This window comes from Acidimicrobiia bacterium (assembly GCA_035471805.1).
GTDB lineage: Bacteria > Actinomycetota > Acidimicrobiia > Spongiisociales > JAHEDJ01 > JAHEDJ01.
In genome coordinates this window covers 19165-44606 of the sequence record DATIPS010000002.1, presented here as the reverse complement: position 1 = coordinate 44606, position 25442 = coordinate 19165, and the positions used below count along the sequence as shown (strand labels likewise).

Below are 25442 nucleotides of genomic sequence, written 5' to 3'. Positions count from 1 at the left end.
CGGCTGCGTAGGATGAACATGTGAGTGATCGAACGATTCTGGTCGTTGATGACGAGCGAAAGATCCGGCAACTGGTACGCGCTTATCTCGAGAAGGATGGCTTCTCCGTCCTCGAAGCCGCCACCGGCCGGGAAGCAATCGAGAGTGTGCGTGTTCATCAACCCGATCTCGTCGTCCTCGACATCATGCTTCCGGGCCTCGACGGCATCGAGGCGCTCCGCGAGATCCGGACCTTCTCCGATGTGTACGTGGTGATGCTCACCGCAAGGGCCGAAGAAGTCGACAAGCTGATCGGACTCTCCGTCGGCGCTGATGATTACCTGACCAAGCCGTTCAGCCCCCGCGAGCTGCTCGCCAGGGTGAAGGCGGTTCTGCGCCGCGATCGGGGCGGTGGCAAGCCCGACGCGACCCGGATGGACTTCGGCGACCTGCGTATCGACCAGGACCGCCGCGAGGTCACGAAGGGCGGCAGGATCGTCGATCTCACGGCTCTGGAGTTCGATCTCCTGGCCGCCCTGGCTTCTGAACCCGGGCGTGTCTTCAGCCGGCGGCAGCTCCTCGAACGAGTCTGGGGCTGGGATTTCTTCGGCGATGAACGGGTGGTGGACGTTCACATCCGGAATCTGCGTAGGGCGCTCGCCGATGATGCTTCTCAACCTGCCATCGTCGGGACGGCGCGCGGTGTGGGCTACAAGTTCCTCCTCGAGCCATGAAGCTCCTGCGCCGTCTCGAGGTCCGGCTGCTTCTGTCCTATCTCGCGGTGACGGTGGTGACCTTGGCCGTGATGGCAGTTGCCCTCCAGGTGCTCGTTCCTTCCGAGTTCGAGGCTGAGGTGGAGAGGATCGGGCAGCAACACGGATTGAGTCGAGAAACCGTCCCCAACTCCGTTGCCGAGCAGCCCGGATCGGTAGATGATCCCGATACACCAACCATGCCACCTTCATCGACGGTCGGCTCATCGACACCGGGCGACGGCGACTCCGCGTCGACGACCACTCCCGGGTCGGCTCCCGGCGGACCGGGCACCACCAGCGGACCGGGCACCACCGGCGGACCGGGCACCACGGGTGGACCGGGCACCACGGGTGGACCGGGCACCACCAGCGGACCGGGCACCACGGGTGGAACGGGCGAGTCCGGCACGACAGGCGGATCCGTCGGGAGCGCTCGGACTCCCGGATCGGGAGCGGCTTTGACGAACCCCATCGAGGCAGCCCAGCAGGGCCCCCGGGGTCCGGCAGGCAGCAGTGATACCACCACCGTCGTGGTTGACCTCGAAGCCGCACTGGACAAGGCCCTCGATGCAGGTCTCTGGGTGGCGTTTGTTGTCAGCTTCGTACTGGCGACCATCCTCGCCGCAGTCACTTCGCGAAGGGTCCTGAAGCCCTTGCGAAACGTGCAGCTGGCGACACGACGGCTGGCCGAAGGTCGCTACGGGGAGCGCGTCCCGATCCCGAATGAGATCGAACTCGCCGAACTGGCAGCCGACGTCAACGCACTGGGTGAGACGCTCGAACGGACCGAACAGCAGAGAAGCAGGCTGATGTCGGATCTCGCCCATGAACTGCGGACGCCGTTGACGACCATCCAGGGTTACATGGAGGGTTTGATCGACGGGGTATTCGAACCCACACCGGAGGTCTTCACGGAGGTTGCAGACGAAGCCACCCGGCTGAAGAGGCTCACCGCAGATCTGGCGCTGCTGTCCCGTGCAGAAGAGGGCGCGCTGATCCTCGACCTGCACACCGTCGATCTGGGTCGGGTAGCCTGCCGCGCCGCGGAGAGGCTGCGGCCGCAGTTCCACGACCAGGACGTCGTGCTATCTCTCGGACCGATGCCGGACCTGCCGGTGCGCGGAGACCCCGACCGCCTTGCACAGGCCTTCACCAACCTGGTCGGCAATGCGCTGATTCACACTCCGGCAGGGGGCAGAGTCTGGTTGAATGCCACCGCCGACGCCTCTACGTGTGCGGTTTCGGTTCACGACACAGGCGAAGGGATACCCGCTAATGAGCTCGAGCAGATATTCGAACGATTCCACCGGGTCGAAGGCCGGGGAGTCGCCTTCACCGGTTCGGGAATCGGCCTGACTATCTCCAGGACCATCATCCGATCGCATGGCGGTGAACTGTCGGTGGATTCGGCCGGACCCGGCCGGGGTTCGACCTTCACCGTTCGGGTTCCTCGGGCGAACCCGTGATTCGCCGAATGCTGGCGGGCCTCGGTCTCGCTCTGGTGCTGGCCGCCTGCGGAACTGCCGCACCGGCAGACGTGCCGGAGTTGCCTGCGATCGACGACGCCATCCTCAGTGATCTGCTGAGCTCCGGCGATCCCCTCGTGCTCAATGTATGGGCCTCATGGTGCATCCCGTGCAGGTCTGAGGCCCCGTTGCTGTCTGCCGCTCACGAGGCCTTCGGCGACGAGGTGACTTTCATCGGGATCGACATCGAGGACACTCAGAATGCGGCGCGGGCGTTCATCGCCGAATACGGACTGGAGTTCGACAACTACTTCGATCGTTCCGGTGCCGTGCGTTCCGCCCTGGGGGGAGTCGGAGTGCCGATCACCTACTTCTTCACCGCCAGCGGCGAACTGATCCACCGGCACAATGGTGTGATCGACGAGCGCACCCTGTCGCTCCAGATAGACGAGATCCTGAACCGATGAGAGTCCGACGTTGCAGGTACTAGAACCATCCTCCAGGAGCGCTTGATGGAGTTCACTCTGCTCTGGGCGGCCCTTCTGGCGGTAGGCGCAATCTGGCTGATGCTCTGGTTCGAACGGCGCCTCGGCCTCGGTCCGGACGAACGGTCATTCGACACCGTTCTGGGGGCAACGGTGTTCGGGTTGGTGGCCGGACGCATCGCCGCGATGCTCCTGACCGGCACCAACCCTGTGACTCACCCGGCGGACATCATCCTGATCAGGGGAGGAGTCGACACGGGCTTCGCGTCGCTCGGCGCTTTGGGGTTCCTCGCCTGGGCAACCCGCCGCTCGCTCCCCGCCACACTCGATCTGATGTCGCCTGCGATACTCGCCGGCCTTGCAGGTTGGCACGGCGGATGCGTTTTCAGGGGTACCTGCCTCGGCACCCGCAGCGACCTGCCGTGGGCGGTTGCCCAGCCCGGATCGGATCTCACCCGGCATCCGACGGAGCTCTACGCAGCACTGCTGGTCCTGCTGGCCGCCGGCGGGTTGCTCCTCGTGATCCGCCGGATTGGCCGTGGCGGGTTGCCGGCCGGGCTGGCCCTGGCCGCGGCAGGACTGATCCGGCTGATCACCGAGCCGATGCGCCCGTCACTCGGTTCCGGACCCGTCTGGTGGTACACCTCGGCGATCGTGCTGGGGATCACGCTGGCCGGGATGGCGTTGTTCCGGCGGGCCCCGGACGGCCGCAACGAGGGCTAGCGCAAGAGGGGCCGCCCGCCGGAGGAACGGAGAAGCCCTCAGCACACCTACACTCTGCGACCTATGGCTCTCTTCCTCTCCGCACTCTTGATCTTCTTGATGCGCGTGACCGACCAGACTCTCGGCACGCTGCGCATCGTCATGCTGGTCCGCGGGCGGCGGCTCCTCGCCGGCACGCTCGGATTCTTCGAGTCGCTGGTGTGGGTTCTGGCCGCGGGCCAGGTCCTCAGCAACCTCGACTCACCGCTGAAGATCGTCGCTTTTGCCGGAGGGTTCGCGGCCGGAACGATGCTCGGTGGGACCGTCGAACGCTGGCTGGCCCTCGGTGACAGCCTCCTCCAGATCGTTGCTCCCGTCGAGAGCCCGCCGGCGGCTCACGCTCTCCGGGAGGCCGGCTTTGGAGCAACGGTCGTCAACGCGGAGGGGATGGACGGTGCAGTTCGAATAACCTTCACCGTCATCCCGAGGAAGCGGGCTCAGGAGGTCATGCGGATCATCAAGTCCGTCAACCCGGCCGCCTACGTCACCTACGAGCAGATTTCGACACCCAACCTGGAACTCATCAAGGAACAGCGGCGTCTCATCCGCAAATAACCCCGTTTTCGCGCGACATTCGGTACCGATAGGGTCGGAATGTCGCGCGAAAACGGGGATCTTCAGGTGCGTTGGGGGTTCAGGCTCTGGTGATCGCCGGTGCGGAGGTGGCACGACGCGAAGTGCTCCACATTGCCCTCTGAGCCGCGCAACTGCGGCACCTCGACGTTGCAGACGCCTTTGACGGCGATCGGGCAACGAGGATGGAAATGACAACCCACGGGCGGATTCAACGGTGACGGGATTTCCCCGCTGAGGATCTGCCGGTTCTTCGGACGGTCCGGATCAGGAATCGGGATCGCCGACAACAACGCCTCGGTGTATGGGTGCAGCGGCTGCCGGTAGAGCGTGTCTCGATCCGTCATCTCCACGATCCGACCCAGATACATCACCGCCACCTTGTCGGAGATGTGCTCGACCACCGCCAGGTTGTGTGCAACGAACAGCAGCGTCAGGTTCAGCTCCGACTGAAGCTCCTTCAACAGGTTCAACACCTGGGCCTGCACCGAGACATCCAGGGCGGACACCGGCTCGTCGGCCACAACCAGGTCCGGCTTCAGCACCAGAGCCCGGGCGATCCCGATCCGCTGGCGCTGACCGCCGGAGAACTCATGGGGATAGCGGCCGGCGTGCGCACCCTGCAGACCGACCAGCTCGAGCATGTCCGTCACCCGCTGGTGGCGTTCGTCCTTGTCGCCGACCCCGTGCAAACGCAACCCTTCGGCGATCGAGTCGCCGACCTGCGTACGCGGATCCAAAGACCCATAGGGATCCTGGAAGATGAACTGCATACGACGACGGAATCGTTTGAGCTCCTGACCGTGCACATGCGTGATGTCTTCGCCGTCGAAGCTGATCGTGCCGCTGGTCGGCTCGAGAAGGCGGACGAGCATCCGCCCGAGCGTCGTCTTGCCGCACCCCGACTCCCCCACCAGACCGACCGTCTCACCTTTGCGAATGTCGAGATCGACGTCGGCTACTGCATTGACCGTGGCTATCTGACGCTGAAACAGTCCACCCTTCACCGGGAACTGCTTGACGAGGTTGCGTATCTCTACGAGATTCTCAGCCATCGGAGGAACCATCCTGGTAGAGCCAGCATCGCACCTTGTGCCCGGGGGCGACATCGAGGAGTTCGGGTTTCCTGGACATGCAGATCTCCAGGTCGTTCTGCACACGATCGACGCACCGGGAGGCGAACCGGCAGCCGAGCGGAAGATCGATCAGCGAGGGCACCACACCCGGAATCGTGTCGAGCACATTCTTCAGTTTTCCGAGCACAGGGATCGATCCGACCAGCCCCTGGGTGTAGGGGTGCATCGGGTTCTTGAAGATGGTCCGTACGTCGGACTCCTCGACGATTTCGCCTGCATACATGACTGCCACCCGATGGGCCATCTCGGCGACGACACCAAGGTCGTGGGTGATCAGCAGGACGGCCGTGTTCGAAGACTTCTGTAGATCGCGGATCAGGTCGAGAATCTGTGCCTGGATGGTGACATCCAGCGCGGTGGTCGGCTCATCGGCAATCAGCAGCTCCGGCTCGCAGGCAAGCGCCATTGCGATCATCACGCGCTGGGCCATTCCACCGGATAGCTCGTGTGGATAGGCCCTCGCCCGCGTCTCTGGATCGGGTATGCCGACCTTGGCGAGCATCTCGATAACCTTCTGATCCTCGATGTCCTTCGACCAATCGCGGTGGAGTTCGAAGACCTCCTTGATCTGCGCCCCGGCGCGGTAGACGGGATTCAGCGCGCTGGCAGGCTGCTGGAAGATCATCGAAATGTGTTCGCCGCGCAAGCTCCGAACTTCGGATTTCTTCATATCGGTCACGTTCTTGCCGTTGAAGATGACGTCCCCGGCGACGATCGACCCGGGATGGGCAATCAGACCCATCACCGACAGCGAGGTCACCGACTTGCCGCAACCCGACTCGCCCACGATGCCCAGCACTTCGCCTCGATCCACGTGCAGGTCGACTGCGTCGACCGCCTTTACGACACCGTCGCGCGTATCGAAGTGGGTCTTCAGCCCGCGGATCTCGAGCAGTCGCTCACCGACCTCACCCGCACGACGGACATCGACGCTCACCTTGTCTGGGGTCGGTGCAGCAGTCATCGGTTCAAAGTCGGGTCGAGGGCGTCGCGCAGACCGTCACCCATGAGATTGAAACCGAGCACGGTGATCATGATCGCCAGACCGGGAAAGAAGACGAGATGGGGCGCAGTGAAGACCTGGTTGCGTTCCGAAGCGAGCATCGAGCCCCATTCGGCCATGGGAGGCTGTGCTCCCAAACCGAGAAACGACAGGCCGGCTGCTTCGAGGATGGCAGTGGCCACACCGAGGGTGGCGAGCACGACCAGCGGGGTCAGTGCGTTGGGAATGACCCGCCGGATGAGTGTCTGCATCGAGGACGCACCCAGTGCCCGGGATGCAGAGACGAAGTCGCTCTCCTTGATGGCCAGCACCTGGGCGCGCATCACCCTGGCATAGCCCGGCATGGTGACTATCGCGATTGCTATCAGAGCGTTTCGGAGTCCCGGTCCGAGAACCGCCACGATCGCAATCGCCAGCAACAGCGACGGAAAGCCGAGTATCACGTCCATGAAACGCATGACGATGTTGTCGAACCACCCGCCCCGAAAACCGGCCAGTGCTCCGATGGCCGCGCCGACCACCAGCGCCAGCGTCACGGTGAAGAACCCGAGCGTCAGGCTGACCCGCGAGCCGAAGATGATGCGCGAGAACTCGTCCCTGACGTTTCCGTCGATTCCCAGTATGTGCTGGGGGATCTCTTCGTCACATCCGAGCAGGTGCACACACGGCGAGTCGTATCGCCCCACGTCTTCCTTGCCGATCAAGATGTCGGTCGGACCGTACGGAGCGATCAACGGAGCGAGGACGGCGATCAGGATCAACGTGCTGACTATGCCGAGTCCGATCATCCCCGACTTGCGGCCCCGGAATCGGCGCAGGGCCAACCGCCACTGACTCAGGGGCTTCTCGAAGAGGCGATCGACATCGCTCATCTCTGCAAGCAGTTTGTCGAGGGCCTCACGGCGGCTGAGCATCGTCATTCGAGCCTGATCCTTGGGTCGAGATACGCATACGAAAGGTCCACCAGCAGGTTCACGATCACGTAACCGGCTGCCACGACCACGGTGAAGCCCTGCACGATCGCGTAATCGCGGCCGGTGATCGCATCGAAGAGCGCCCGGCCGACACCACCGAGGTTGAACACCGTCTCGGTGAGGACCGCCCCACCCAGCAGAGCTCCCAATTGCAGGCCGATGATCGTCACTACCGGCAGCATCGCATTGCGGAACGCATGACCGCGGACAACGGTCCGCTCCTTCACGCCCTTTGCACGAGCCGTGCGAATGTAGTCCTTGCCCATCACTTCGAGAAGCGAACTGCGCGTGATGCGGGCGATGATCGACAGCGGAATCGTTGCCAGCGCGACGGCCGGGAGGATCATGTGCTTGACCGCATCACGGAACACTTCCCAGTTGCCGGTAATGAGGTTGTTGAAGATGTAGTGATTGGAGATGTACTCGTGGAAGGTGGCCCATCCTGAACCTTCCTCCAGTTGCCACCCCCATACCTCGTAGTACGGGACCGAGAACACACCGGCGGCCAGGCGTCCCGATGGCGGAAGCGCGAACGCCGTGTCTCGCAGCAGCAGAGCGAACACGTAGGCAAGCATCAAGCCCAGCCAGAACACGGGCATCGAGACTCCGACGTTGGCGAGGGCCATCGTTCCCGTGTCGACCACAGTGTTGTGTCTGCGGGCCGCCACGACGCCGAGCGGAACCCCGACCGCCACTGCCAGAGCGAGCGCGCTGACCGCCAGCTCCGTCGTCAAGGGAAGCCGCTCGATCAAGAGTTGATTCACGGGCCTGGAGAAGCGCACCGAGTCACCCAGGTCGAACAAGACGATGTCCTTCATATAGATGCCGAGTTGCACCCAGATCGGCTCGTTCAGGCCCTTGGCCTCATTGAACCTCTCACACGCCTCGACCGTTGCTCGCTCGCCCAGCATCGACGTACATGGGTCACCGGGGATAGCTCTGATGAGGAAGAAGACGACAACGACGATCCCGATCAGAACCGGGATGGCGAGCAGTAGACGTCGGGTTATGAATCTGAGCACTGTGGAGGGATGTTAGAGGTTCGCAATCAGTCGCCGGGGTTCTGACCCGGAAAAAAGGGGAGGCGCCGGAGCGCCTCCCCTTTCGTGTCATTACGGAGCTATACGGTCTAGCTCTCGGGTTCGTTGATGCACTTGTTCCACAGGTAGCAGTAGTACTCGAACACGCCGGTGTTACCGACGTGGAGCGGGCTTGCTGCGTCGAGACCTGCAGTGAACGAGGCGACGACATCGTTGGCATCGAACGTCGACCCGTCGTGGAACGTCACGCCGCTGCGCAGCGAACAGGTCCACACGCTCAGATCATCGTTCGGCACACATTCGGTAGCCAGCTGCGGCTGCGCATTGCCTTCCTGATCGTAGGAATACAGCGCCTCCACGACCTGCGAACAGGCACGCAGCGATTCACCGTCTGACTCGTCGGAGCAGTACAACGAGATGGGCTCATTGCCCTGCATGAACACCAACGTGTCATTGCCGTTGTCCCAGAACTTGAACTTCACCTGGCCCCACGGCGGAGCATACGCACCGTCGACCGACGCGCTCGCCGCGAAGTAGGCACCCGCATGGGCAATCGGCACCATCGGCACCAGAGCCTTGATGGCGTTGTTGGCTGCCTCATACAAAGGAGCTGCCGCGACCGGGTCCGGTGTCTCCGACGCTTCGAGCAGCGGTTCGTAGATCTCCGGGTGCGGAGTTCCGAACTGCGCATTGCTCTCGGCGAAGTGATAGTCCAGGAAGTTCGTGACGTGCGGATAGTCGCCCGTCCATCCGAGCAGGTGGAGACCATCACAGGTACCGGCCGTCGAACAGGCCTGAATGAACTCGGCGGACTCCATCTGGACGATCTCAGCATCGATGTTCAAGTTGTCCTTGAGCTGTGCCTGAATGTCGGCGGCAACGTCGCCCGGTGTCGGCAGATAGCCGCGGGTGACATCGCGGTAGTAGATCGACGTCGAGAACCCGTTCGGGAAGCCGGCATCAGCCAAAAGGGCTTTCGCCGCTTCGGGATCGAAGTCGTACCAGTCTTCCCCTTCACAACCATTCTCCACCGAGCACGGGGTGAAATGGGATGCCGTTACAGATCCGGGTGCGTAGAACGTGTCGACGAGCCGCTGACGGTCGATCCCGAGAGCTATCGCCTTGCGCACATCGACGTTGTCGAACGGCGGGAAGATGTTCGTGAATCCGACGTAGAAGATGTTCGGCTCGAGCTTCTGGATCAACGTGAGATTCGGATCGGCTTCGATCGTCTCCAGGTCCTCCGTGCCCGGGAACGTAATACCGTCCACGTTGCCCGACTGGAGTTCGAGCAGACGCCCGGCACTCTCTGTTGCCCAGCGAAGCACTGCCGTCGTGTGGGCGGGCTTCTCACCGTAGTAGTCGTCGAAGCGGGTGAATACGACGGAGTCACCGCGTACCCACTGTTCGAGCATGTACGGACCGGTTCCGACGGGGTTGTCCAGCGGCGCGCCGCCGGTTTCCTCGAGATGCTCTTCCGGCTGAATGCCGAAAACGTCGAACGCTATCTGTGCAAGGAACGCCGGGTGAGGCCCACAAAGGTCGAACTCGACCGTGAACTCGTCGATCGCCGTGATCTTCTCCACACGGCCGCCGTAGTCACAACCGCCTGCATCGAGTACGTACCCCTCGAACTCGGGGTCCGGTTCGGCCGGTTCGGTCGTGGTGGTCGGCGCCGCGGTGGTAGCAGTTGTCGGAGCAGTCGTATCTTGAGTGTCTGCTTCCGTGGTGTCCGATGTGCTGTCGCCGCAGGCTGCCGCGATCATCGCAAACACCAGGAAGAGGACAACAATTCTCATTGATTGCCTCATAGAAACCCTTCCTCGGTTCGCGGGATGGTTCTCATCACCCCGTAGATGCCACAAGTTAGCGTCATTAACTGCTCGTTGTAGCATCCTGGGCGGTGTCGAGGCCGAAAACCGGAAGTCGAAAGGCGATCCGCCCGCCGTCCCCGTCGAGAATCCAAATGCTTCCGCCGTGGGCTTCAACCACCGCTCTGGCTATAGCGAGTCCGAGACCGGAGCCTCCCCGCCGTCGGGCGGGGTCGGCTCTCGTGAAACTGTCGAACGCCGATGCCCGGAAGTCCCGGGGAAACCCGGAACCCTCATCGGAGACGGTGACGGTCGCCGACACGCCGTCTTCGATGATTTCGACCCCGACGGCGCCTCCGGCCGGCGAGTGCCTGACCGCGTTGTCGAGGAGATTGCGGAACACACGGGTCATTCCCAACTCGCTCGCCACCACAACAGCAGAACCTGAGGTTTGAATCGAGATCGAACGAGGTTCCGTAAGCGGTGCTATTGCCGTCGCGACATCGGCGGCGACCATCGCCAGGTCGACCTCGATTCTGTCGGCCGGCTCCTCGCCCGCCTCGAGCCTGGCCAGTTCGAAAAGATCGTCGATGAGCACAGACATGGTGTCCAGATCCTTCGCCACCGACTGCAGGTAGCGGTCGGGATCGGAGGCAAGCCCGTCCTGAATCGCCTCCACGGCGGCGCGCATCGACGTCAGCGGGGTTCGCAAGTCGTGGCCGACCGCGGCCAGAAACTCCCGCCTGTCTGCCTCCGACTTCTCACGAAAGCCCCTCGCCGCTTCCAGCTGGTCGATCATGGCGTCCATTGCTCTGGCAACGTCGCCTACCTCGTCGGCCCTGTCGATCATCGGACGGGAGGAGAGATCCCCCGCCCCGACTCGCGCAGCCGTGGCCGCCAGATCCGCCAGATCGGCTGCCAGGGGCCGCGTGACCGTCACCGCCAGAGCAACTCCCAAACCGACCCCCAACAACAGAGCAACCAGTACCAGACGGAGATCGTGGGTCGACAGGAACATCGTGACGGCGGACACGGACACGGCAGCCGCGGCGATGACGACCGCAGCCAGGCCGACGATCTGAAGCGTGGTGCGCAACGTCTGGAACTTCCGGGTAAGAGCAGGGAGCCGCCACCCGACCAGCAGGGTCAGGACGGCGGCGCCGGCGAAGATGCCGTAGAGGAGAGCCCGGTCGGCCGGGCTGGGCTGCATGGTGGCCTCGGTGATCAGCAGAACGAGTGCGACCAGCAGGGCCGACAGCGGTATCAGGAGTCTCATGGTTCAAACCGGTAGCCGACCCCGCGCACCGTCAGCAGACGCCTGGGATTGTCCGGATCCGGTTCGATCTTCTGCCGGACCCTGCGCACATGCACGGTGACCGTGGCCGGGTCCTGCCATTCGGGAGAAGACTCCCAAACCTGGGAGAGAAGCTGCGCCCTCGAGAAGACCTGCCGGGGCGAAGCGGCCAAGAAGGCGAGCAGATCGAACTCGCGTGCGGTCAACTCGACCAGCTCGCCGTCCACCCGGACCTCTCGGGTGCCCGGATCGATCGCCAGTCCCTCGAACTCCAGGCGCTTGCCTGCAGGCTCCCTGGAGCTGCGCCGGAGAACCGACCTGACACGGGCGGTCAGCTCCCTGGGCGAAAACGGCTTGAGAACATAGTCGTCGGCGCCCATTTCGAGCCCGAGGATGCGGTCGGCCTCTGCGGTCCGTGCGGTCAGGAGAATGACCGGAACGTCGCCCGACAGCCGCAGCTGCGTGAGCACATCGAGGCCGTCGACCTCGGGCAGCATGATGTCGAGGATGATCAGGTCGGGAGCTGATGCCTTGACCGCCTTGAGCGCGGCTCTTCCGTCTTCGACGGCCGTAACCAGGAACCCGTCGTGTTCCAGATAGCGAGTCACCACCTCGCGCACCATGGGTTCGTCATCAACGACCAGGACGGTCACGTTTCGGTCAGACATCGTGATCATGGTAGGAAACGATCGGCCCGGGAGGAGAACCTCCCGGGCCAATTCTGCGTCTGAGCGTCCGAACTAGCCGGGCCAGATCGGCGAAAAGTCTGGGTTGTGGCCTGGACCTGCCGTCTCACTGTCGGGGTTCTGAGTGTTGTGGGCGTTGTCATTCGCATGCACTCCGGCCTGGTTCTTGCCAGGAAGGAAGGAGGTGCCGACAGGCGGGTTGATCGCCGAGACGCCATGGTCGCCGTTGTGAGCATCGGCGTTGAGTACCCCGTCACCGACAACCGGGCACAGGAATGCCGTCTCGGAGGCCGACGCAACCGCCGCCGTTCCCATCACACCGCCGATGGCGAGCACGGTCACCACCGCCAGGCTGCTAATCCGCTTCTTCATGATTCGCCTCTCTCTCCGCCCGGTCTATCCGGGCATGAAGAGAAGTGTGCGGTGCCAAGCTTTCGTGACCGCCAACGGGAGAGAAACAAACGCGAAACAGAGAGTGACCGGTGGTGGCCGCTCCCTCCCCTTCGGTCGCTTCGCTCCCTTCGGGACTCCCCCACCTCCTACGAGAAGACGCGACAGCGCCCGTACCACCCGTTTCTCCCCCGCGGAGCGGGGGAGATGCCGAGTCCTCGAGGCAGAGGGGGACTACGGAACTTACCCGTCGGGGATCTCACAGAGCCCGACACACACTTCCTCGAACAGAGGGTCGGACGACAAGTCCGGCCCTCCGTTCAGTTGTGCATCGAAGAACCGGACCAGATACGTGTTCACGATCTCGGATGCCCGATCCGACCCGATCGACCCCTTCACGTCGAGCAGCGCCGACACGGCGCTGAACCGGGGAAGAACCGTGAAGTCCTGATGGCCGCCTCCGATCAGACCGAGGAGATCGGTCCGCAACGAACGACCGGCGAACGCTTGGAGGACCGGGTCGTTGTCGTACTCGAACCATTCCGCGCTTCTGATCGCCAGAAACGGAATATCGATGCCGCCGTCGAGAATCTCCTGTGGCACCGGCTCGACCCAGGGGTCCAGTCCGGCGACGGCATCACACCTACCGTCTGTCGCGCAGGCGGAGACGGCTGCCCCACCGCCCGTCGAGTGCCCGAACACGCCTATGCGATCGAGATCGAGGCGTCCGGACAGCAGCCAGCCGGGATCACCGTTGAGACGCTGGAGTTCGTCCAGGATGAAGTGAAGGTCCGCCGCATAGGTTGCCACCAGCAACACGGCCGCTTCGTCGTATTCCTCGTCGGGGACCGTTCCGAACTCGGGCAACGCGGTCGGCTCGTAGACCACCAGCTCACCGTCCGGAAAAGCCGTCGCGGCTGCACCGTATGTGTGATCCGCCGCCACGACGATGAAGCCGTGGCTGACGAGTGCTTCGATCTGATCGAGACCGTTGGTCCGCAGACCCGTCCAACCGTGCGAGTACAGGACCACCGGGAAGGACTCCACACCGGCGACGGCAGCCTGGGAGTAGCTGTGTGATTTGATCAAATCGGCGTGACCGAGCGCGAACGACGGAAAGCCGAAGGCACTTGCGATCGAGGGCCCGACCACATCCAGCTGTGACAGCCACGGTTCTGCAAGCGCGTCGTCGTCGGGTACGGCCGGGTACCAGAATTGGACGACGAGCCGCCGATCCCGGCCGGACGGGTCGTACGGGTCCACCCGGTCGCCGTCCGTCATGACCGTGTTCACCGTTCCGATACCGAAGGGGCCGGTCGGCTCCGGCAGCTCCCAGACCGGTACCGCAGCCGGAATCAGCACGACTGCCGCCAGACCGAGCACTCCGAGTGAGCGGCCGAGGACCGACGAGGGCTGTGAATCGGGGGCAGGGCTCAACATCTCCCAGGCTGCCACCGCGAACAGGATCGATCCGACCAGGTACAGGGGCACCATCTGCCAGCGCCAACCTTCGGTGGTGGCGTGAACTACCCCGACCGGCAGCAGCGCCAGCGCGGCGGCGATGCGTGCGCCCGTCCAGCGTCGCGGCAGTACGGCGGTAGCGAGAGCGAGAAACGCAAGGACTATTTCGAGAGAACGCACCAGCGGACTCTAGGAAAAGGCGATTGGCAATTGGCAATTGCCTCCCGATGCTCCGGGTCGAAATCTTCCGGCACCTGGAACCTAAAACCTAGAACCTAGAACCTAGAACTCAGAACCTAGAACCTAGAACCTAGAACCTTCACGGTCAGCAGCTACCCGACCTCCACCTCAGCGGTCATCGCCAGACGAAGATCGTGGGACCAGGCAGACAAGCCGGCGGATCCGCCGTCGCCGATCCCGCCGCGCAGACCGACCGGACCGTCACAAAACAGGGGCGATCTGCCTCTGAACGAGAAGCGAGAGACGGGTCGCGGATCGTTGGCGGTGCAGAGACCGATCAGCCACATGGCGGTCATCGGACCATGCACGATCAGGCCTGGGTATCCCTCGGTTTCCGTCACATACGGGTAGTCGTAGTGGATTCGATGGCTGTTGAAGGTGAGGGCGGAGAACCTGAAGAGCATCACCGGATCCGGTGTGATCGTCTCCGCCCACATCGCCTCCGGAACGGGGTCCGAACCGGGCGGGGGCTGTTGACTGCCCGCCGCCGCCTCGCGGTAGACGAGATCCTGCTCCTCCACGATCGCCACGCCGTCTTCGGTCGACACTTCGAACCGTGCGGTGACGAACACCAGCGGGCCGCGGCGACCCTCTTTCTCCTCGATTCTCACCACGGTCCCCGTGCGTCGAGCGGTTTGCCCGACCCGCACGGGAGCCAGGAACTCGGTCCGGCCGCCGGCGAACATCCGCCGGGGCAAGTCGACGGGGGGAAGGAACCCGCCGCGCACCGCATGGCCGTCCGGTCCGAGCTGCGACCGGCGCGTGGTCGAGAGGAAGAACAGCCAGTGCCACATGGGAGGTATCGGATCTCCCGGGCGCGGAATCGGCCGATCGAGGTCGAACACTGCTTGCAGGGCCGCCACCGGCCAAGACGTGATCAGGTCTTCCACCACCTCACTTCGGCCTATCCACTCATCGAACGGCACCGGCCACCACCTTTCTGTCGTGAGGTCTCCGGGCCTCCGCCGCGCTCAGGTCGATGACCTCGCTCGAGATCCCGTCGGTCCCTGCGTCGGACCGAGTATTCCCCACGACGAGGGCGGCCCCTTCCGCGACTCTCATCCCGCTCGGCAGGCCGGAGGTCATCGACGCTCCTCTCCCCGACTGCGAGGGATTGTACCGACCGAACCCGACCGGGCTCCTGCCGAAGTGCTACAAAGAGGGGCGTCCGGGAGGGTCCGAGGGAGAGGAAAGCGGCATGGCACCAGCACGGAGCTTCCTGTTCGTCCCGGGCGACCGGGCCGACATGATCGCCAGGGCCGCTTCTCGCGGAGCCGACGCAATCATCGTCGACCTCGAGGATGCCGTCGCACCTTCTGCGAAACAAGAGGCGCGCGCAACCCTCGCCTCGTGGGGCGCGGCGCTCGTCGACTCCCCGGCGGACCTCTGGATTCGCGTCAACCGGCCCGGTGACCTGTTCGAGCCCGACGTCTGGGCCGCCGGCGCTTGCCGGCCCGCCGGCCTCATGATCCCCAAGGTTTCGACGCCGGCAGAGCTCGAACGGGCGGCCGGCCTCCTCGACGACGTCGAGATTGCCAACCGGATGCCCGGCAATTCGATCCGGCTCCTGCCGATCGTCGAAACGGCCCCGGCAATGCTCGAGATCGCGGAGCTCGGCGCCTGCCGGCGTGTCACCCAGCTCATGATCGGTGAACTCGACCTGAGTGCCGAGCTGGGCATCGACCCCAAGAACGTGACCGCCCTGGTGCCGCTGCGGATGCAGGTCGTCGTGGCATCGGCGGCGCTCGGTTTGGAGCAGCCGCTCGGTCCGGTGTCACCGAACTTCAGGGACCTCGAAGTGCTGCGAAGGGAGACGGAAGAGCTCGCCTCGCTCGGTTTCGGCAGCCGGCCGGCCATACATCCCGCCCAGGTCCCCGTCTACAACGAGGTCTTCTCCCCTTCGCCCGACGCCGTGGCCCGGGCCCGGAAGCTGGTCGACCTCTACGAAGCCGCTCTGAGTGAGGGACGCGGAGCGGTCACCGATGACGAGGGACACATGGTGGACGAAGCCGTGGTGCGAGCGGCGCGTCGACTATTGGAGAAATCCCGGCGGGACTTCGAATGACGTGGCGAGCGGACGCCCGGCGGGCCGTCGATCGGATGCAGTCTGCCCTCGACTCGGCCACTGCCCAACCTGCTCCTGCTTTCCCGAACGAAGGCCGGACATCGACCGGACTCCTCGACCGGCAGCAGGACGCGCTCTCCGACCTGCTGAGATCCATCTGGGCACGGATCGATGGGCGGCCGGATGCCCCGGGGATCGACCAATTCGACCACGGGGTCCGGTCGTTGTCGGGTGACCGTCTCTGCGGGGCTCACGTACTTCAGCAGGTGGTCGCCGGATGAGCGGATTGCTGGACGGTGTGCGGGTGATCGACCTGTCCAGGGTCCTTGCCGGTCCGTATGCGGGACAGGTTCTGGCCGAGATGGGCGCCGACGTGATCAAGGTCGAACCGCCCGAAGGTGACATGGCCCGCGGCATCGGACCGTTCATCGACGGCAGGTCTCTCTACTTCTCTTCCCTCAACACCGGCAAGAGGGGGATAGTCCTCGACCTGACCACCGAGGATGGCTCCGCCTTTCTCGATGCACTACTCGAGACCGCAGACATCGTCATAGAGAATTACCGGCCGGCCGCGGTCAGGAAACTCAGCCTGGAACCGGACGATCTGCTCGCCCGCCATCCACGGCTCGTGGTCGTCACGGTCTCCGGCTACGCCAGGAACAGCGCGCGTGCGGCAGACGGTTCGTTCGATCTCATAGCCCAGGCCGAGAGCGGGATCATGTCCATAACCGGCGAGGAGGAGGGTGCCCCGGTTCGCGCCGGCGTGGCGATCAGCGACCTGGCCGCCGGTCTATGGGCGGCGCTCGGAGGCGTAGCCGCCTACGCCGGCCGCCTGCGCGACGGACGGGGCCGGCATGTCGAAGTGCCGCTGCTCGATTCGGCCATGTCCCTCCTGGTCTACATGGCTACGTCGGCAATGGGAACGGGTGTCGACCCGGCTCCGGTGGGCTCCGGCCATCACAACATCGTTCCCTACCGGGCTTTTGCCACGGCGGACGGCTGGGTCGTGATCGCGGTGATCGGCGACAAGTTCTGGCCCCTGTTTTGTGCGGCAATCGGCCTCGACTCAATGGCCGGCGATGCGCGCTTTCGGACCAATCATCAACGCACCGAAGCCCGCGCCGAGGTGGATGCGGCGATCGAGGGAGCAATTGCCCGCCTGTCGACGATGGAAGCCCTGCAGCGGTTGAGCGCAGCCGGAGTTCCACACGCTCCGCTGAATACGGTGCTGCAGGCGGTCGCCATGCCGTATGCGACGGAGACCGGGATGGTCGCAGAGGTCGAAACACCCGAGGGAAGCTATCGGGTCGTCCAGGGTCCGCTTCGCTCAGGATCGCCCCCACGACCGGCACCGGCTCTCGGCGAGCACACAGAGGAGATTCTCTCCGAGCTGCTGAAGACCGGGTCGGCTCGACTGAGCTCGACTCAACGGCCACCGGACATCGAATGAGGAAAAGAGCTCGAGGGTGGAGGCGCCGTCAAGCAGTGCGTTCGGTCAGATGGCGCGGAGCTCGTCGATCAAAGGATGAATCCAGCGAGCACCCATGCCCAGCAGCTCCGGATGCTCGTTGAGCGTCGCGAGGTGCAGGGTTTCGACCTGATCTCTGACTTTGTCGATCGTGTAGCCGATGTCCAACTGAGTTTCGTGGTTCTCCGTAACGAAACCGATCGGCATGAACACGAGCGCCTTCGCTCCGAGGCCGATCAGATTCTTTGCAGCCTGGTCAACGTCCGGTGTGGTCCACTTACCCGGAACCGGGTGGTTCATCCAACCAGGGCTGACCAGAGGGAAGCGGCGGTTGAGTCGTCCCTGCACGGCGTAATACAGAGCAGTGCTCTCCCTGACACCCGTTTCCATACCCTTGGTCTCGAGGGGGCAACCGTGCAGGCACAGCACAATACCGACCTGGGACGGCCCGTATCGTTCTAGAAGGGGGGCAACGCCACCTTCGATGTGGCTGACCAGGAGTTCCTGAAAATCGGAACGCTCCCAGAATGAAGGGAGATATCGAATGTCTTTGAGCCAGGCGCCGTCGGGATTCAACGCCTCGTTGATCTGCTCGAGGGCGAGGCCGCTGGTGAAGACTGAGTCGACCACGAGCCACGGATACACAACCACCCGGTCGAAACCCTGCTCCCTGATATCGGCCAGCACCTGATGGGGCATGAACGGTTCGACGAAGTTGTATGCCTTGAACACGGACACGTCGTCGCCGTAGGTCTCCTTGAGACGCTGCTCGATTCCCTCCCGCTGACGTTCGAATATGTCGTTGTGCGGTGAGTGGTAATGATTGGCGGCGTGCCACTCCTTGCGCTGCTGGCGTTCGAGACGGCGGGACAGCCAGGGAATCGAAAAGTCCGGAAACTTGATCGACTTCGAAACGAGCAGCCGGAAAGACCTCTCGTTGTATTCGGCAAACTCGTCGTAATCCTCGACTTCACCGTATCCGCAGAGCAGAACAGCAACTTTGTTCGTCATCATCCATTCCTTGCCGCCGTACCGTACGATGTACGGAACCACTTAGCGTGGTGGATGAGCATAAAGGGGCCGGCATCCATATGGAAGCAGTTCTACTGACTGGGTTCTCCGATCCCGACGCGCCTGTCGGTGCGAAAGCTCAACACATTCGATGGCTGCTCGACCATGGGAGGCGGGTTCCCACCACCTGGGTACTTCCGGCCAACTCCGACGAGCACGGCCATTCCGGGTTACTCGCCTGGCTGCCGCACGACGGGCCGTGGGCGGTGCGCTCGTCGGCCGCGGTTGAGGACGGCTTGGAGTCATCGTACGCCGGCCAGTTCGCCACCTTCCTCGATGTTTCCGGGCACGACGCGGTGGCAGAGGCGATTCGCGAAGTCCAGGCATCGGCTCACAGCCCGATCGTAGGTACCTATCGGAAGCGAAAGGGTGACGGCGAACCGGTCGCCATGGCCGTGATGGTGCAGGAGATGGTCACCCCGGTTGTGTCGGGAGTCGCTTTCTCCCGCAACCCGATGACGGGTTTGAACGAAGTCGTGATCGAGGCCGTTCGGGGGCGGGGGGACGCCCTCGTCGGAGAAGGAGTGACGCCCGAGCGCTGGATCGAACGGTGGGGAGGATGGACCGAGCGACCGTCGGGAGAGAGCACCCTCCCGGGACCGGTGGCCGGGACGATCGCTGCTGAAACGATCCGGATCGCCGGGGAGTTCGGGTCGCCCGTCGATCTCGAGTGGGTGTGGGATGGAACCGAAGTGTGGTGGGTCCAGCTTCGCCCGATCACCGGACTCGGCGACGTCACCGTCTACTCCAACCGGATTTCTCGCGAAGTGATGCCGGGCATGATCAAACCGCTCGTGTGGTCGGTCAATGTTCCCATCGTGAATCAGGCCTGGATCGATCTGTTTGGAGAGCTGATCGGTCCGAACGACCTCCGACCCGAGCAACTGGCGAAGCAGTTCGCCTATCGGTCCTACTTCAACATGGGGTCCATCGGCGAGATCTTCGAACTGCTCGGCATGCCGCGCGATGGTCTCGAAATGTTGCTGGGCCTCCCGTCCGACACCAAGCCGAGCTTTCGCCCATCGTTTTCCACGATGCGACACGTCCCCCGGATGCTCGCCACGATCGCCGGGAAAGCCCGCTACGGGCGGCGCGTGCAGATCGAGGTCGCCGAGTTCCAGGCGCGCTACGACCATCTGGCGGCAACCGAACTCGAGAACTTGAGCGACACGGGATTGATCTCACATATCGCCGACCTTTCCGCAGTTACAACCACTGCCGCCTATGCCAATATCGTCACTCCGCTGCTTGCCAATGCCTATGTGGCAATGCTGCGCCGGGCCGTTGCCAAGGTCGGCATGGACGCCGATGCCGTTGATCTGGAGCTGGGCGACCCCTCCAACCCGTACAATCCCAACCCGGCCCTCGACCGGCTGGGAAGTCGGATCGCCGGGCGCGGAGAGGAAACCGTCGCAGCCGTGAGGAAGCACGGGCGCGAGGCACTCCCGGCCGAGCTCGACGCGGAACTCACCGGGTTTCTCGACCGCTTCGGCCACCTGTCGGACAGCGGAAACGACTTCTCCGTACCGCCCTGGTCGGAGCAACCGGACGCAGTCGTGAACCTGGCAGTTGATCATGCCGAAGTGACCGGGAAGCATCGACCCCGACCCTGGCGGGAGGCGACTGCAGAGGTGAAGGGCCTATCGAGATGGAGGCTTCGCTTTCTGCAGCGAAAGGCGAGCGAGTTCGTGGATCATCGCGAGCAGGTCAGCTTTGTCTACACCTACGGCTACGGGTTGTTCCGGCCCACCTTCCTGGAAGCGGGGCGGAGGCTGGTCGAACGAGGACTGATTGGAAACCCGGAGGAAATCATGTACCTCAAGCTCGATGAGGTTCGACAAGGACTCCTGGATAGTGCTTCGACAACCGCTCCTGCCGAACTCGTGAATCTCCGCAAGGCCGAGATGGCCGACCTCACCGATGTCGACATGCCGGAGACCATCTTCGGAGACGACTTCTTCCCTGCTCGACCGGGGCCACTGCAAGCCGGGCATCTCACCGGCGTAGCCACTTCACGGGGTCGGCACCGGGGAACTCTGCGGGTCGTCAAAGGGATCGAGGACTCCCCCAGGGTCGAGGCAGGAGACGTCATCGCCATCCCCTTCTCCGATGTCGGATGGACACCATTGTTCGCACGGGCTGGAGCAGTGATCGCAGAAGCGGGCGGCATGCTTTCACACAGCAGCATCGTGGCCCGCGAATACCGGATCCCGTGTGTCGTATCGGTGCCCGGTGCTACCCGACTCCCCGACGGGGCAACAGTTGTCGTAGACGGCTATACGGGCACGGTTACCGTCGAGGAGGCCAATGAGGTGCCGGGCGACCCTGATTGAGCCGGACTGCGAATGCTCTATTCCGACTGGTATTTGTCCCGATCGAGCGACGGGTGTCCGCTGCGCAAGATCCGCATGGCCTCTTTGCGGTCGATCTCGCCGGATCGCTGCATCCGGGTTAGATCTGTTATCACCGGCCAGAGGGCGACCCAAACTGCGAAATTGACGACCAGGGCGTAGGCGAAGGCAGGCCAGCCGGCATCACGCCACCAGAACCACGGAATCAGCCAGATCACACCCGAGGCATAGGCAAGGACCACGTTGCGCATGAGCACGCCGGTCAGCGTTCCCAGCAGGGTTACCACCGGAACCGCCACCCAATCCAGGACGGCTAATCCCCCCAGGTACGGCGACATGCCGGCTCCACCGTGGAATCGGTGGAACACCGGGTAGTTGTGTCCAACCACGGCCGCCGCGGCAGCAAGGAACTCATAGTCGTGGTCCCGGAACACCATCTTGAAAACGAGGACGGGTACGGCCGCCTTGGCCATGTCGAGCAACCCCGTCAGACACCCGTACGCAGGCCCGCGTTTCATCGAGATCAGAGAAGCGCTGGTGCGATTGAACCGGAGCGTGCCTTCCCCCAGCTTGACCTCGAGCCCGCTGAGATCATCGCCGGGGAGCACCCAGCGGCCGAGGATCCGGGTGAATGACACCGCCCCGAACAGATATCCGACGATTACCGCGACGCCCGCGATCCAGACGCTCATCGAGTTTCTCCCTTGCTGGATCCGCACCTTACTCTGGGTGGCATTCAGGCGGGCAACCCGCTTTGCCTTTGATTGCCGCGCCACTCCCGGTGGGTATGCAGTCTCACGGCGCTGGCTATTCTGCTCCCATCGATGGAAGTAGGAGCGATTGAGGATACGATCCATAGTGCCGGTCGCCATTGTGTCTCTCGCGGTGTTGGGGGCCTGCAGTTCCGATTCCGACGAGGGACCGGTCGATACGATCGCAACGCTCGAGACGACGGCAACTACGACTGTGGCGAGTACGACGACTACCACGGAGGCACCATCGCTCGAGGAAGTCACGCTCGATTTCACCGAGTGCATGCGCGACAGCGGAATCGATATGCCGGACATCACTTTCGATGCCGACGGACAACCGGTGATCGGCGCTGCAGTAACCGATGGGCTCGATTTCTTTGACCCGGGGTTTCAGACTGCCCTGGCCGCCTGTCGCCCGATCCTGGCCGAGGCCGGAGAAGGCGTCGAGTTGCAGCTGGATCCTGAGCTGATCGCCTCGGTCACCGATCAGCTGAACGAGTTCTCGGTTTGCATGCGTGACAACGGCGTCGAGTTGTGGCCGGACCCTCTGCCTACGTTCACCGGAAGCGAGATTCCCTTCCCGATGGCTGAGATGGCGGCGGCGTTTTCCGACACCGATTTCCCGGATGCGATGGAAGCATGTCAGGCCCTGGCCGCATTCCCAGGAGTCGGTGGTTGATCGTGAAGCGAGCGCTCGGATGGGTGGCGGCGATTGCCCTGCTCGGCGCGGTCGGTGCCGGTGGCTTCTACGGAATCAACCGGCTGGTTGATGAGCAAGACGAGCCGGAGGCAGTGGTGAAGCCAGAGCTGGTGGCAGTGGCGCTCGAGCGGGGCGACCTCGTCGACGTTGAGACATTCGATGGGCAGCTCAGATACCGGGATCAGTCCCTGGTATACGCAGCATCCGGCGGAGTTGTCACCTGGCTCCCCGAGCAAGGGGCGAAGATCGCCAGAGGCGAGAAACTCTTCGAGCTCAATGGTGCCCCCGTGGTCCTGATGTTCGGTGAACGGCCTGCCTGGCGCGCGCTCTTGGAAGGAATCGAAGCGGGTCCCGACGTCGAGCAGCTGGAACAGAACCTCGAAGCGCTCGGTTTCACGGCGGGCAACAGCCTGGTGGTGGATGCGGAGTACACCGAGGCGACGGCGAACAGCGTCGAAGACTGGCAGGCCGACCTCGGCATACCCGAAGACGGCGTAGTAGAACTCGGCAGGGTCATGTTCGAGCGCGGAGAGGTACGGGTAGGGCGGCTTCTGACAGAAGCCGGTGCAACAGTCGGGCCGGGATCTCCCCTCTTCGAGATCTCGGGCACGGAACGAGAAATCGTGGTCGCTCTGGATCTGGATCGACAGGAGCTGGTTTCCGAAGGCGGAGCAGCAACCATCGTGCTGCCCGACGACACAGAAACCCCGGGCACTATCACTTCTATCTCGAATGTGGTGGTGGTAGATCCACAGACCGGCCGGCAAACCATCGAGATGACGATCGCCTTCGACGACCCGGAGGCGGGAGCCACATTCGAGCAAGCGGCCGTGGATGTCGAAGTTGTCTCAGAAGAGGTGCTGGATGCGCTGCTCGCACCGGTCGAGGCGGTCCTGGCGCTCGCGGAAGGCGGCTATGCCGTTGAAGTCGTTGAGGGCGACACCACCAGGTTGGTCGCCGTCGAACTCGGCAAGTTCGCAGACGGCCTGGTGGCGGTCAGCGGCGAGATCCGGGAAGGCGATCTCGTCGCCGTCCCGCGATGAGCCTCATAGAGCTCGAGCGAGTCTCGAAGTCCTACCCCGGTCCGCCGCGCGTTGACGCCCTCGTCGATGTCGACTTCTCGGCCGCCGCCGGTGACTCGGTTGCGGTTGTAGGCCCGTCAGGGTCCGGAAAATCGACTCTTCTGCACATCATGGGTGCCCTCGACCGGCCGTCGGAGGGTTCGGTCCGTCTGGACGGCAACGACGTCTCTGAAATGTCAGACCGGCAGCTATCGGGCCTTCGAGCGAACCTGATTGGCTTCGTGTTCCAAGATTTCTTCCTCCTGTCGGGCACCACCGCACTCGACAACGTTGCGCAGGGCTTGCTGTACAGGGGAGTCGGTTCAAGGGAGCGGCGAGAACGCGCCGCGGAAGCGCTCGCCAGGGTCGGACTGGAAGGGCGAATAGACCACCTTCCGACGCAACTCTCGGGGGGTGAGCGGCAGCGGGTGGCCATCGCGCGCGCCATCCTTGGTAATCCGGCGGTGGTTTTCGCCGATGAACCCACCGGCAACCTCGATTCCAAGACGGGCGCCGGCATTGTCGACGTGCTGTTGGATCTGAATAGAGCCGGAACAACGGTCGTGGTGATTACCCATGATCGTGAGGTCGCCGGACGGTTCGGCCGGGAGGTCTCGATTCTGGATGGGCGCATCACCGCGGAGCGGGAATCGTGAAGAGCAAGCTGCGCATCCGCGACATCATCGGCCTCGGCTACCAGGGCATCCTCAAGAGGAGGGCCCGCTCGGTGTTGACGGCCGCCGGTATCGCCATAGGCATCGCAGCCATCGTGGCGGTTCTCGGTATCTCGGCGTCGGGACGCAGCGACCTGCTTGCCGCTCTCGACAGCCTCGGGACCAACCTGCTGCGGGTCACCGAGGGGCCGGGCATCCTTGGTCAATCGAGCGGATTCCCGAATGGGGCCGCGGAAATGGCCGGCCGTATAGGGCCGGTACGGCAGTACTCGGCCGCAACCCTGGTCGATGGAACCGTCCGGCGCTCCGACATGGTGCCTGAACTGCAGACGAGTGGAATAGGCCTGTTCTCCGCCCGGGAAAACCTGTTGGAGGTTGTCGGTGGAGCGATGCGTGAGGGTCGCTTTCTGGACGAAGCCGCCGACCGGCTTCCCGTAGTCGTGCTCGGCAACGTAGCCGCCGAGAGACTCGGCATCCGAAGCCTCGAACCGCGACCGCGGGTCTACGTCGGTGGAACCTGGTTCACGGTCGTTGGAATCGCCGGGGAGCTCCCGTTGCATCCTGATCTGGAACGGGGAGCGTTCATCGGCGCGACGATAGCCAACGATCTGTTTGACACGCCGAGGGCCCCTACCTCCATCTATCTGCGGGTCGATTTGGAGTCGATCGAAGAGGTGGTCGACGTGTTGCCGGCCACCATCAGCCCCGAGAATCCCGATCAGGTAGAGATCGCCCGACCCTCAGATGCCCTGGCTGCCCGGCGTGCAGCTGAGGAGGCTCTCACCGGCCTCCTGGTCGGCCTGGGCGCGGTGGCGCTTCTGGTCGGGGGAGTCGCCATCGCCAACATCATGGTGATGTCGGTGCTCGAAAGACGTATGGAGATAGGGGTTCGTAGGGCTCTCGGCGCCACTCGCGGCCACATTCGAGCCCAGTTCCTCTTCGAATCGACCCTTCTTGCATCGGCCGGTGGAATAGTCGGGGTGCTCATGGGTTCCGGCATTACGGTCGCTTTCGCCATCAACAGAGACCTCACCCTGGCAATGCCGATCGGCGGTGTGCTCGGCAGCATCGGCGCGGCTCTTGCCGTCGGCGGTATCGCCGGTCTATACCCCGCGATTCGCGCCGCTCGCATCGAACCTGCCGAGGCAGTCCGTACCGGCTGATGGGTCGCTTGCCGCGCGGAGTGCCGCGGCGACCAGCGATGTACGAAACCGATGCTGTGCTCGTTGCGTCTGGGATTCTGCA

At 63.6% G+C, this 25442-nt stretch carries 26 protein-coding genes; 13 read left to right on the top strand and 13 right to left on the bottom strand.

Going from position 1 to position 25442, the window contains the following annotated elements; genetic code table 11:
- Window positions 1–20 precede the first annotated feature (20 nt).
- The 5 genes from VLT15_00445 (at window position 21) to VLT15_00425 (ending at window position 4002) form a co-directional block, all read left to right on the top strand.
- Complete coding sequence (locus VLT15_00445; protein ID HSR43682.1) at window positions 21–713, top strand: response regulator transcription factor; 693 nt, start codon at window positions 21–23, stop codon at window positions 711–713.
- Complete coding sequence (locus VLT15_00440) at window positions 710–2200, top strand: HAMP domain-containing sensor histidine kinase (protein HSR43681.1); 1491 nt, start codon at window positions 710–712, stop codon at window positions 2198–2200. Before VLT15_00445 ends, VLT15_00440 begins: the two co-directional genes overlap by 4 nt.
- Window positions 2197–2667, top strand: coding sequence for a TlpA disulfide reductase family protein (locus VLT15_00435; protein ID HSR43680.1), 471 nt, complete (start codon window positions 2197–2199; stop codon window positions 2665–2667). The genes VLT15_00440 and VLT15_00435 overlap by 4 nt, the downstream gene beginning before the upstream one ends.
- 45 nt (window positions 2668–2712) lie before the next feature.
- Complete coding sequence (locus VLT15_00430; GenBank protein HSR43679.1) at window positions 2713–3408, top strand: prolipoprotein diacylglyceryl transferase family protein; 696 nt, start codon at window positions 2713–2715, stop codon at window positions 3406–3408.
- Between the two features lie 63 nt (window positions 3409–3471).
- Window positions 3472–4002, top strand: a complete 531-nt coding sequence (locus VLT15_00425; GenBank protein ID HSR43678.1) for a DUF5698 domain-containing protein — start codon at window positions 3472–3474, stop codon at window positions 4000–4002.
- Window positions 4003–4064: 62 nt separating this feature from the next.
- On the opposite strand, the gene VLT15_00420 is transcribed toward VLT15_00425, so the two are convergent.
- The 11 genes from VLT15_00420 to VLT15_00370 all read right to left on the bottom strand — a co-directional run bounded on the left by VLT15_00420 (window position 4065) and on the right by VLT15_00370 (window position 15141).
- The gene (locus VLT15_00420) at window positions 4065–5075 is read right to left on the bottom strand and encodes an oligopeptide/dipeptide ABC transporter ATP-binding protein (protein HSR43677.1); all 1011 of its coding nucleotides are present in this window, start codon (window positions 5073–5075) and stop codon (window positions 4065–4067) included.
- Window positions 5068–6120, bottom strand: a complete 1053-nt coding sequence (locus VLT15_00415; GenBank protein HSR43676.1) for an ABC transporter ATP-binding protein — start codon at window positions 6118–6120, stop codon at window positions 5068–5070. Before VLT15_00415 ends, VLT15_00420 begins: the two co-directional genes overlap by 8 nt.
- Window positions 6117–7079 (bottom strand): ABC transporter permease, encoded by a 963-nt coding sequence (locus VLT15_00410; GenBank protein HSR43675.1) that lies wholly within the window; start codon window positions 7077–7079, stop codon window positions 6117–6119. Before VLT15_00410 ends, VLT15_00415 begins: the two co-directional genes overlap by 4 nt.
- A complete protein-coding gene (locus tag VLT15_00405) occupies window positions 7076–8155 on the bottom strand; it encodes an ABC transporter permease (GenBank protein HSR43674.1) in 1080 nt (359 codons plus the stop codon). Before VLT15_00405 ends, VLT15_00410 begins: the two co-directional genes overlap by 4 nt.
- 107 nt (window positions 8156–8262) lie before the next feature.
- Window positions 8263–9972 carry an ABC transporter substrate-binding protein gene (locus VLT15_00400; protein HSR43673.1) on the bottom strand — a complete coding sequence of 570 codons (1710 nt, stop codon included), beginning with the start codon at window positions 9970–9972 and terminating at the stop codon, window positions 8263–8265.
- Between the two features lie 76 nt (window positions 9973–10048).
- Window positions 10049–11260, bottom strand: a complete 1212-nt coding sequence (locus VLT15_00395; GenBank protein ID HSR43672.1) for a HAMP domain-containing sensor histidine kinase — start codon at window positions 11258–11260, stop codon at window positions 10049–10051.
- Window positions 11257–11946, bottom strand: a complete 690-nt coding sequence (locus tag VLT15_00390; protein ID HSR43671.1) for a response regulator transcription factor — start codon at window positions 11944–11946, stop codon at window positions 11257–11259. Before VLT15_00390 ends, VLT15_00395 begins: the two co-directional genes overlap by 4 nt.
- Window positions 11947–12018: 72 nt before the next feature.
- Window positions 12019–12336, bottom strand: a complete 318-nt coding sequence (locus VLT15_00385) for a hypothetical protein (protein ID HSR43670.1) — start codon at window positions 12334–12336, stop codon at window positions 12019–12021.
- Between the two features lie 261 nt (window positions 12337–12597).
- A complete protein-coding gene (locus VLT15_00380) occupies window positions 12598–13995 on the bottom strand; it encodes a hypothetical protein (GenBank protein HSR43669.1) in 1398 nt (465 codons plus the stop codon).
- A 152-nt stretch (window positions 13996–14147) separates the two neighbouring features.
- The gene (locus VLT15_00375) at window positions 14148–14981 is read right to left on the bottom strand and encodes a MaoC family dehydratase N-terminal domain-containing protein (protein HSR43668.1); all 834 of its coding nucleotides are present in this window, start codon (window positions 14979–14981) and stop codon (window positions 14148–14150) included.
- Complete coding sequence (locus VLT15_00370) at window positions 14968–15141, bottom strand: hypothetical protein (protein ID HSR43667.1); 174 nt, start codon at window positions 15139–15141, stop codon at window positions 14968–14970. The genes VLT15_00375 and VLT15_00370 overlap by 14 nt, the downstream gene beginning before the upstream one ends.
- A gap of 112 nt (window positions 15142–15253) precedes the next feature.
- On the opposite strand from VLT15_00370, the gene VLT15_00365 reads away from it, so the two are divergent.
- The 3 genes from VLT15_00365 to VLT15_00355 are packed head-to-tail and all read left to right on the top strand — an operon-like array spanning window position 15254 to window position 17570.
- Entirely contained in the window at window positions 15254–16120 is an 867-nt protein-coding gene (locus VLT15_00365) for a CoA ester lyase (protein ID HSR43666.1), read from the top strand.
- Window positions 16117–16401 (top strand): hypothetical protein, encoded by a 285-nt coding sequence (locus VLT15_00360; GenBank protein ID HSR43665.1) that lies wholly within the window; start codon window positions 16117–16119, stop codon window positions 16399–16401. The genes VLT15_00365 and VLT15_00360 overlap by 4 nt, the downstream gene beginning before the upstream one ends.
- Window positions 16398–17570: a CoA transferase gene (locus VLT15_00355; protein HSR43664.1), complete on the top strand. Its 1173-nt coding sequence runs from the start codon at window positions 16398–16400 to the stop codon at window positions 17568–17570. Before VLT15_00360 ends, VLT15_00355 begins: the two co-directional genes overlap by 4 nt.
- A 45-nt stretch (window positions 17571–17615) precedes the next feature.
- On the opposite strand, the gene VLT15_00350 is transcribed toward VLT15_00355, so the two are convergent.
- On the bottom strand, window positions 17616–18599 hold the full coding sequence (locus tag VLT15_00350; GenBank protein HSR43663.1) for a ferrochelatase: 984 nt from the start codon (window positions 18597–18599) through the stop codon (window positions 17616–17618).
- Window positions 18600–18649: 50 nt separating this feature from the next.
- Between VLT15_00350 and VLT15_00345 the strand changes: the two genes are divergently transcribed.
- Window positions 18650–20992, top strand: a complete 2343-nt coding sequence (locus VLT15_00345; GenBank protein HSR43662.1) for a PEP/pyruvate-binding domain-containing protein — start codon at window positions 18650–18652, stop codon at window positions 20990–20992.
- 17 nt (window positions 20993–21009) lie between these two features.
- Here VLT15_00345 and VLT15_00340 read toward each other — a convergent pair whose 3' ends face one another.
- Window positions 21010–21702 carry a glycerol-3-phosphate acyltransferase gene (locus VLT15_00340; GenBank protein ID HSR43661.1) on the bottom strand — a complete coding sequence of 231 codons (693 nt, stop codon included), beginning with the start codon at window positions 21700–21702 and terminating at the stop codon, window positions 21010–21012.
- Window positions 21703–21868: 166 nt separating this feature from the next.
- On the opposite strand from VLT15_00340, the gene VLT15_00335 reads away from it, so the two are divergent.
- Genes VLT15_00335 through VLT15_00320 form a run of 4 tightly spaced genes read left to right on the top strand, consistent with a single transcriptional unit; the run spans window position 21869 to window position 25360 of the window.
- A complete protein-coding gene (locus VLT15_00335; protein HSR43660.1) occupies window positions 21869–22441 on the top strand; it encodes a hypothetical protein in 573 nt (190 codons plus the stop codon).
- Between the two features lie 2 nt (window positions 22442–22443).
- Entirely contained in the window at window positions 22444–23505 is a 1062-nt protein-coding gene (locus tag VLT15_00330) for a peptidoglycan-binding protein (protein ID HSR43659.1), read from the top strand.
- Window positions 23502–24179, top strand: a complete 678-nt coding sequence (locus VLT15_00325) for an ABC transporter ATP-binding protein (GenBank protein HSR43658.1) — start codon at window positions 23502–23504, stop codon at window positions 24177–24179. Before VLT15_00330 ends, VLT15_00325 begins: the two co-directional genes overlap by 4 nt.
- A complete protein-coding gene (locus VLT15_00320; protein ID HSR43657.1) occupies window positions 24176–25360 on the top strand; it encodes an ABC transporter permease in 1185 nt (394 codons plus the stop codon). The genes VLT15_00325 and VLT15_00320 overlap by 4 nt, the downstream gene beginning before the upstream one ends.
- Window positions 25361–25442 lie beyond the last annotated feature (82 nt).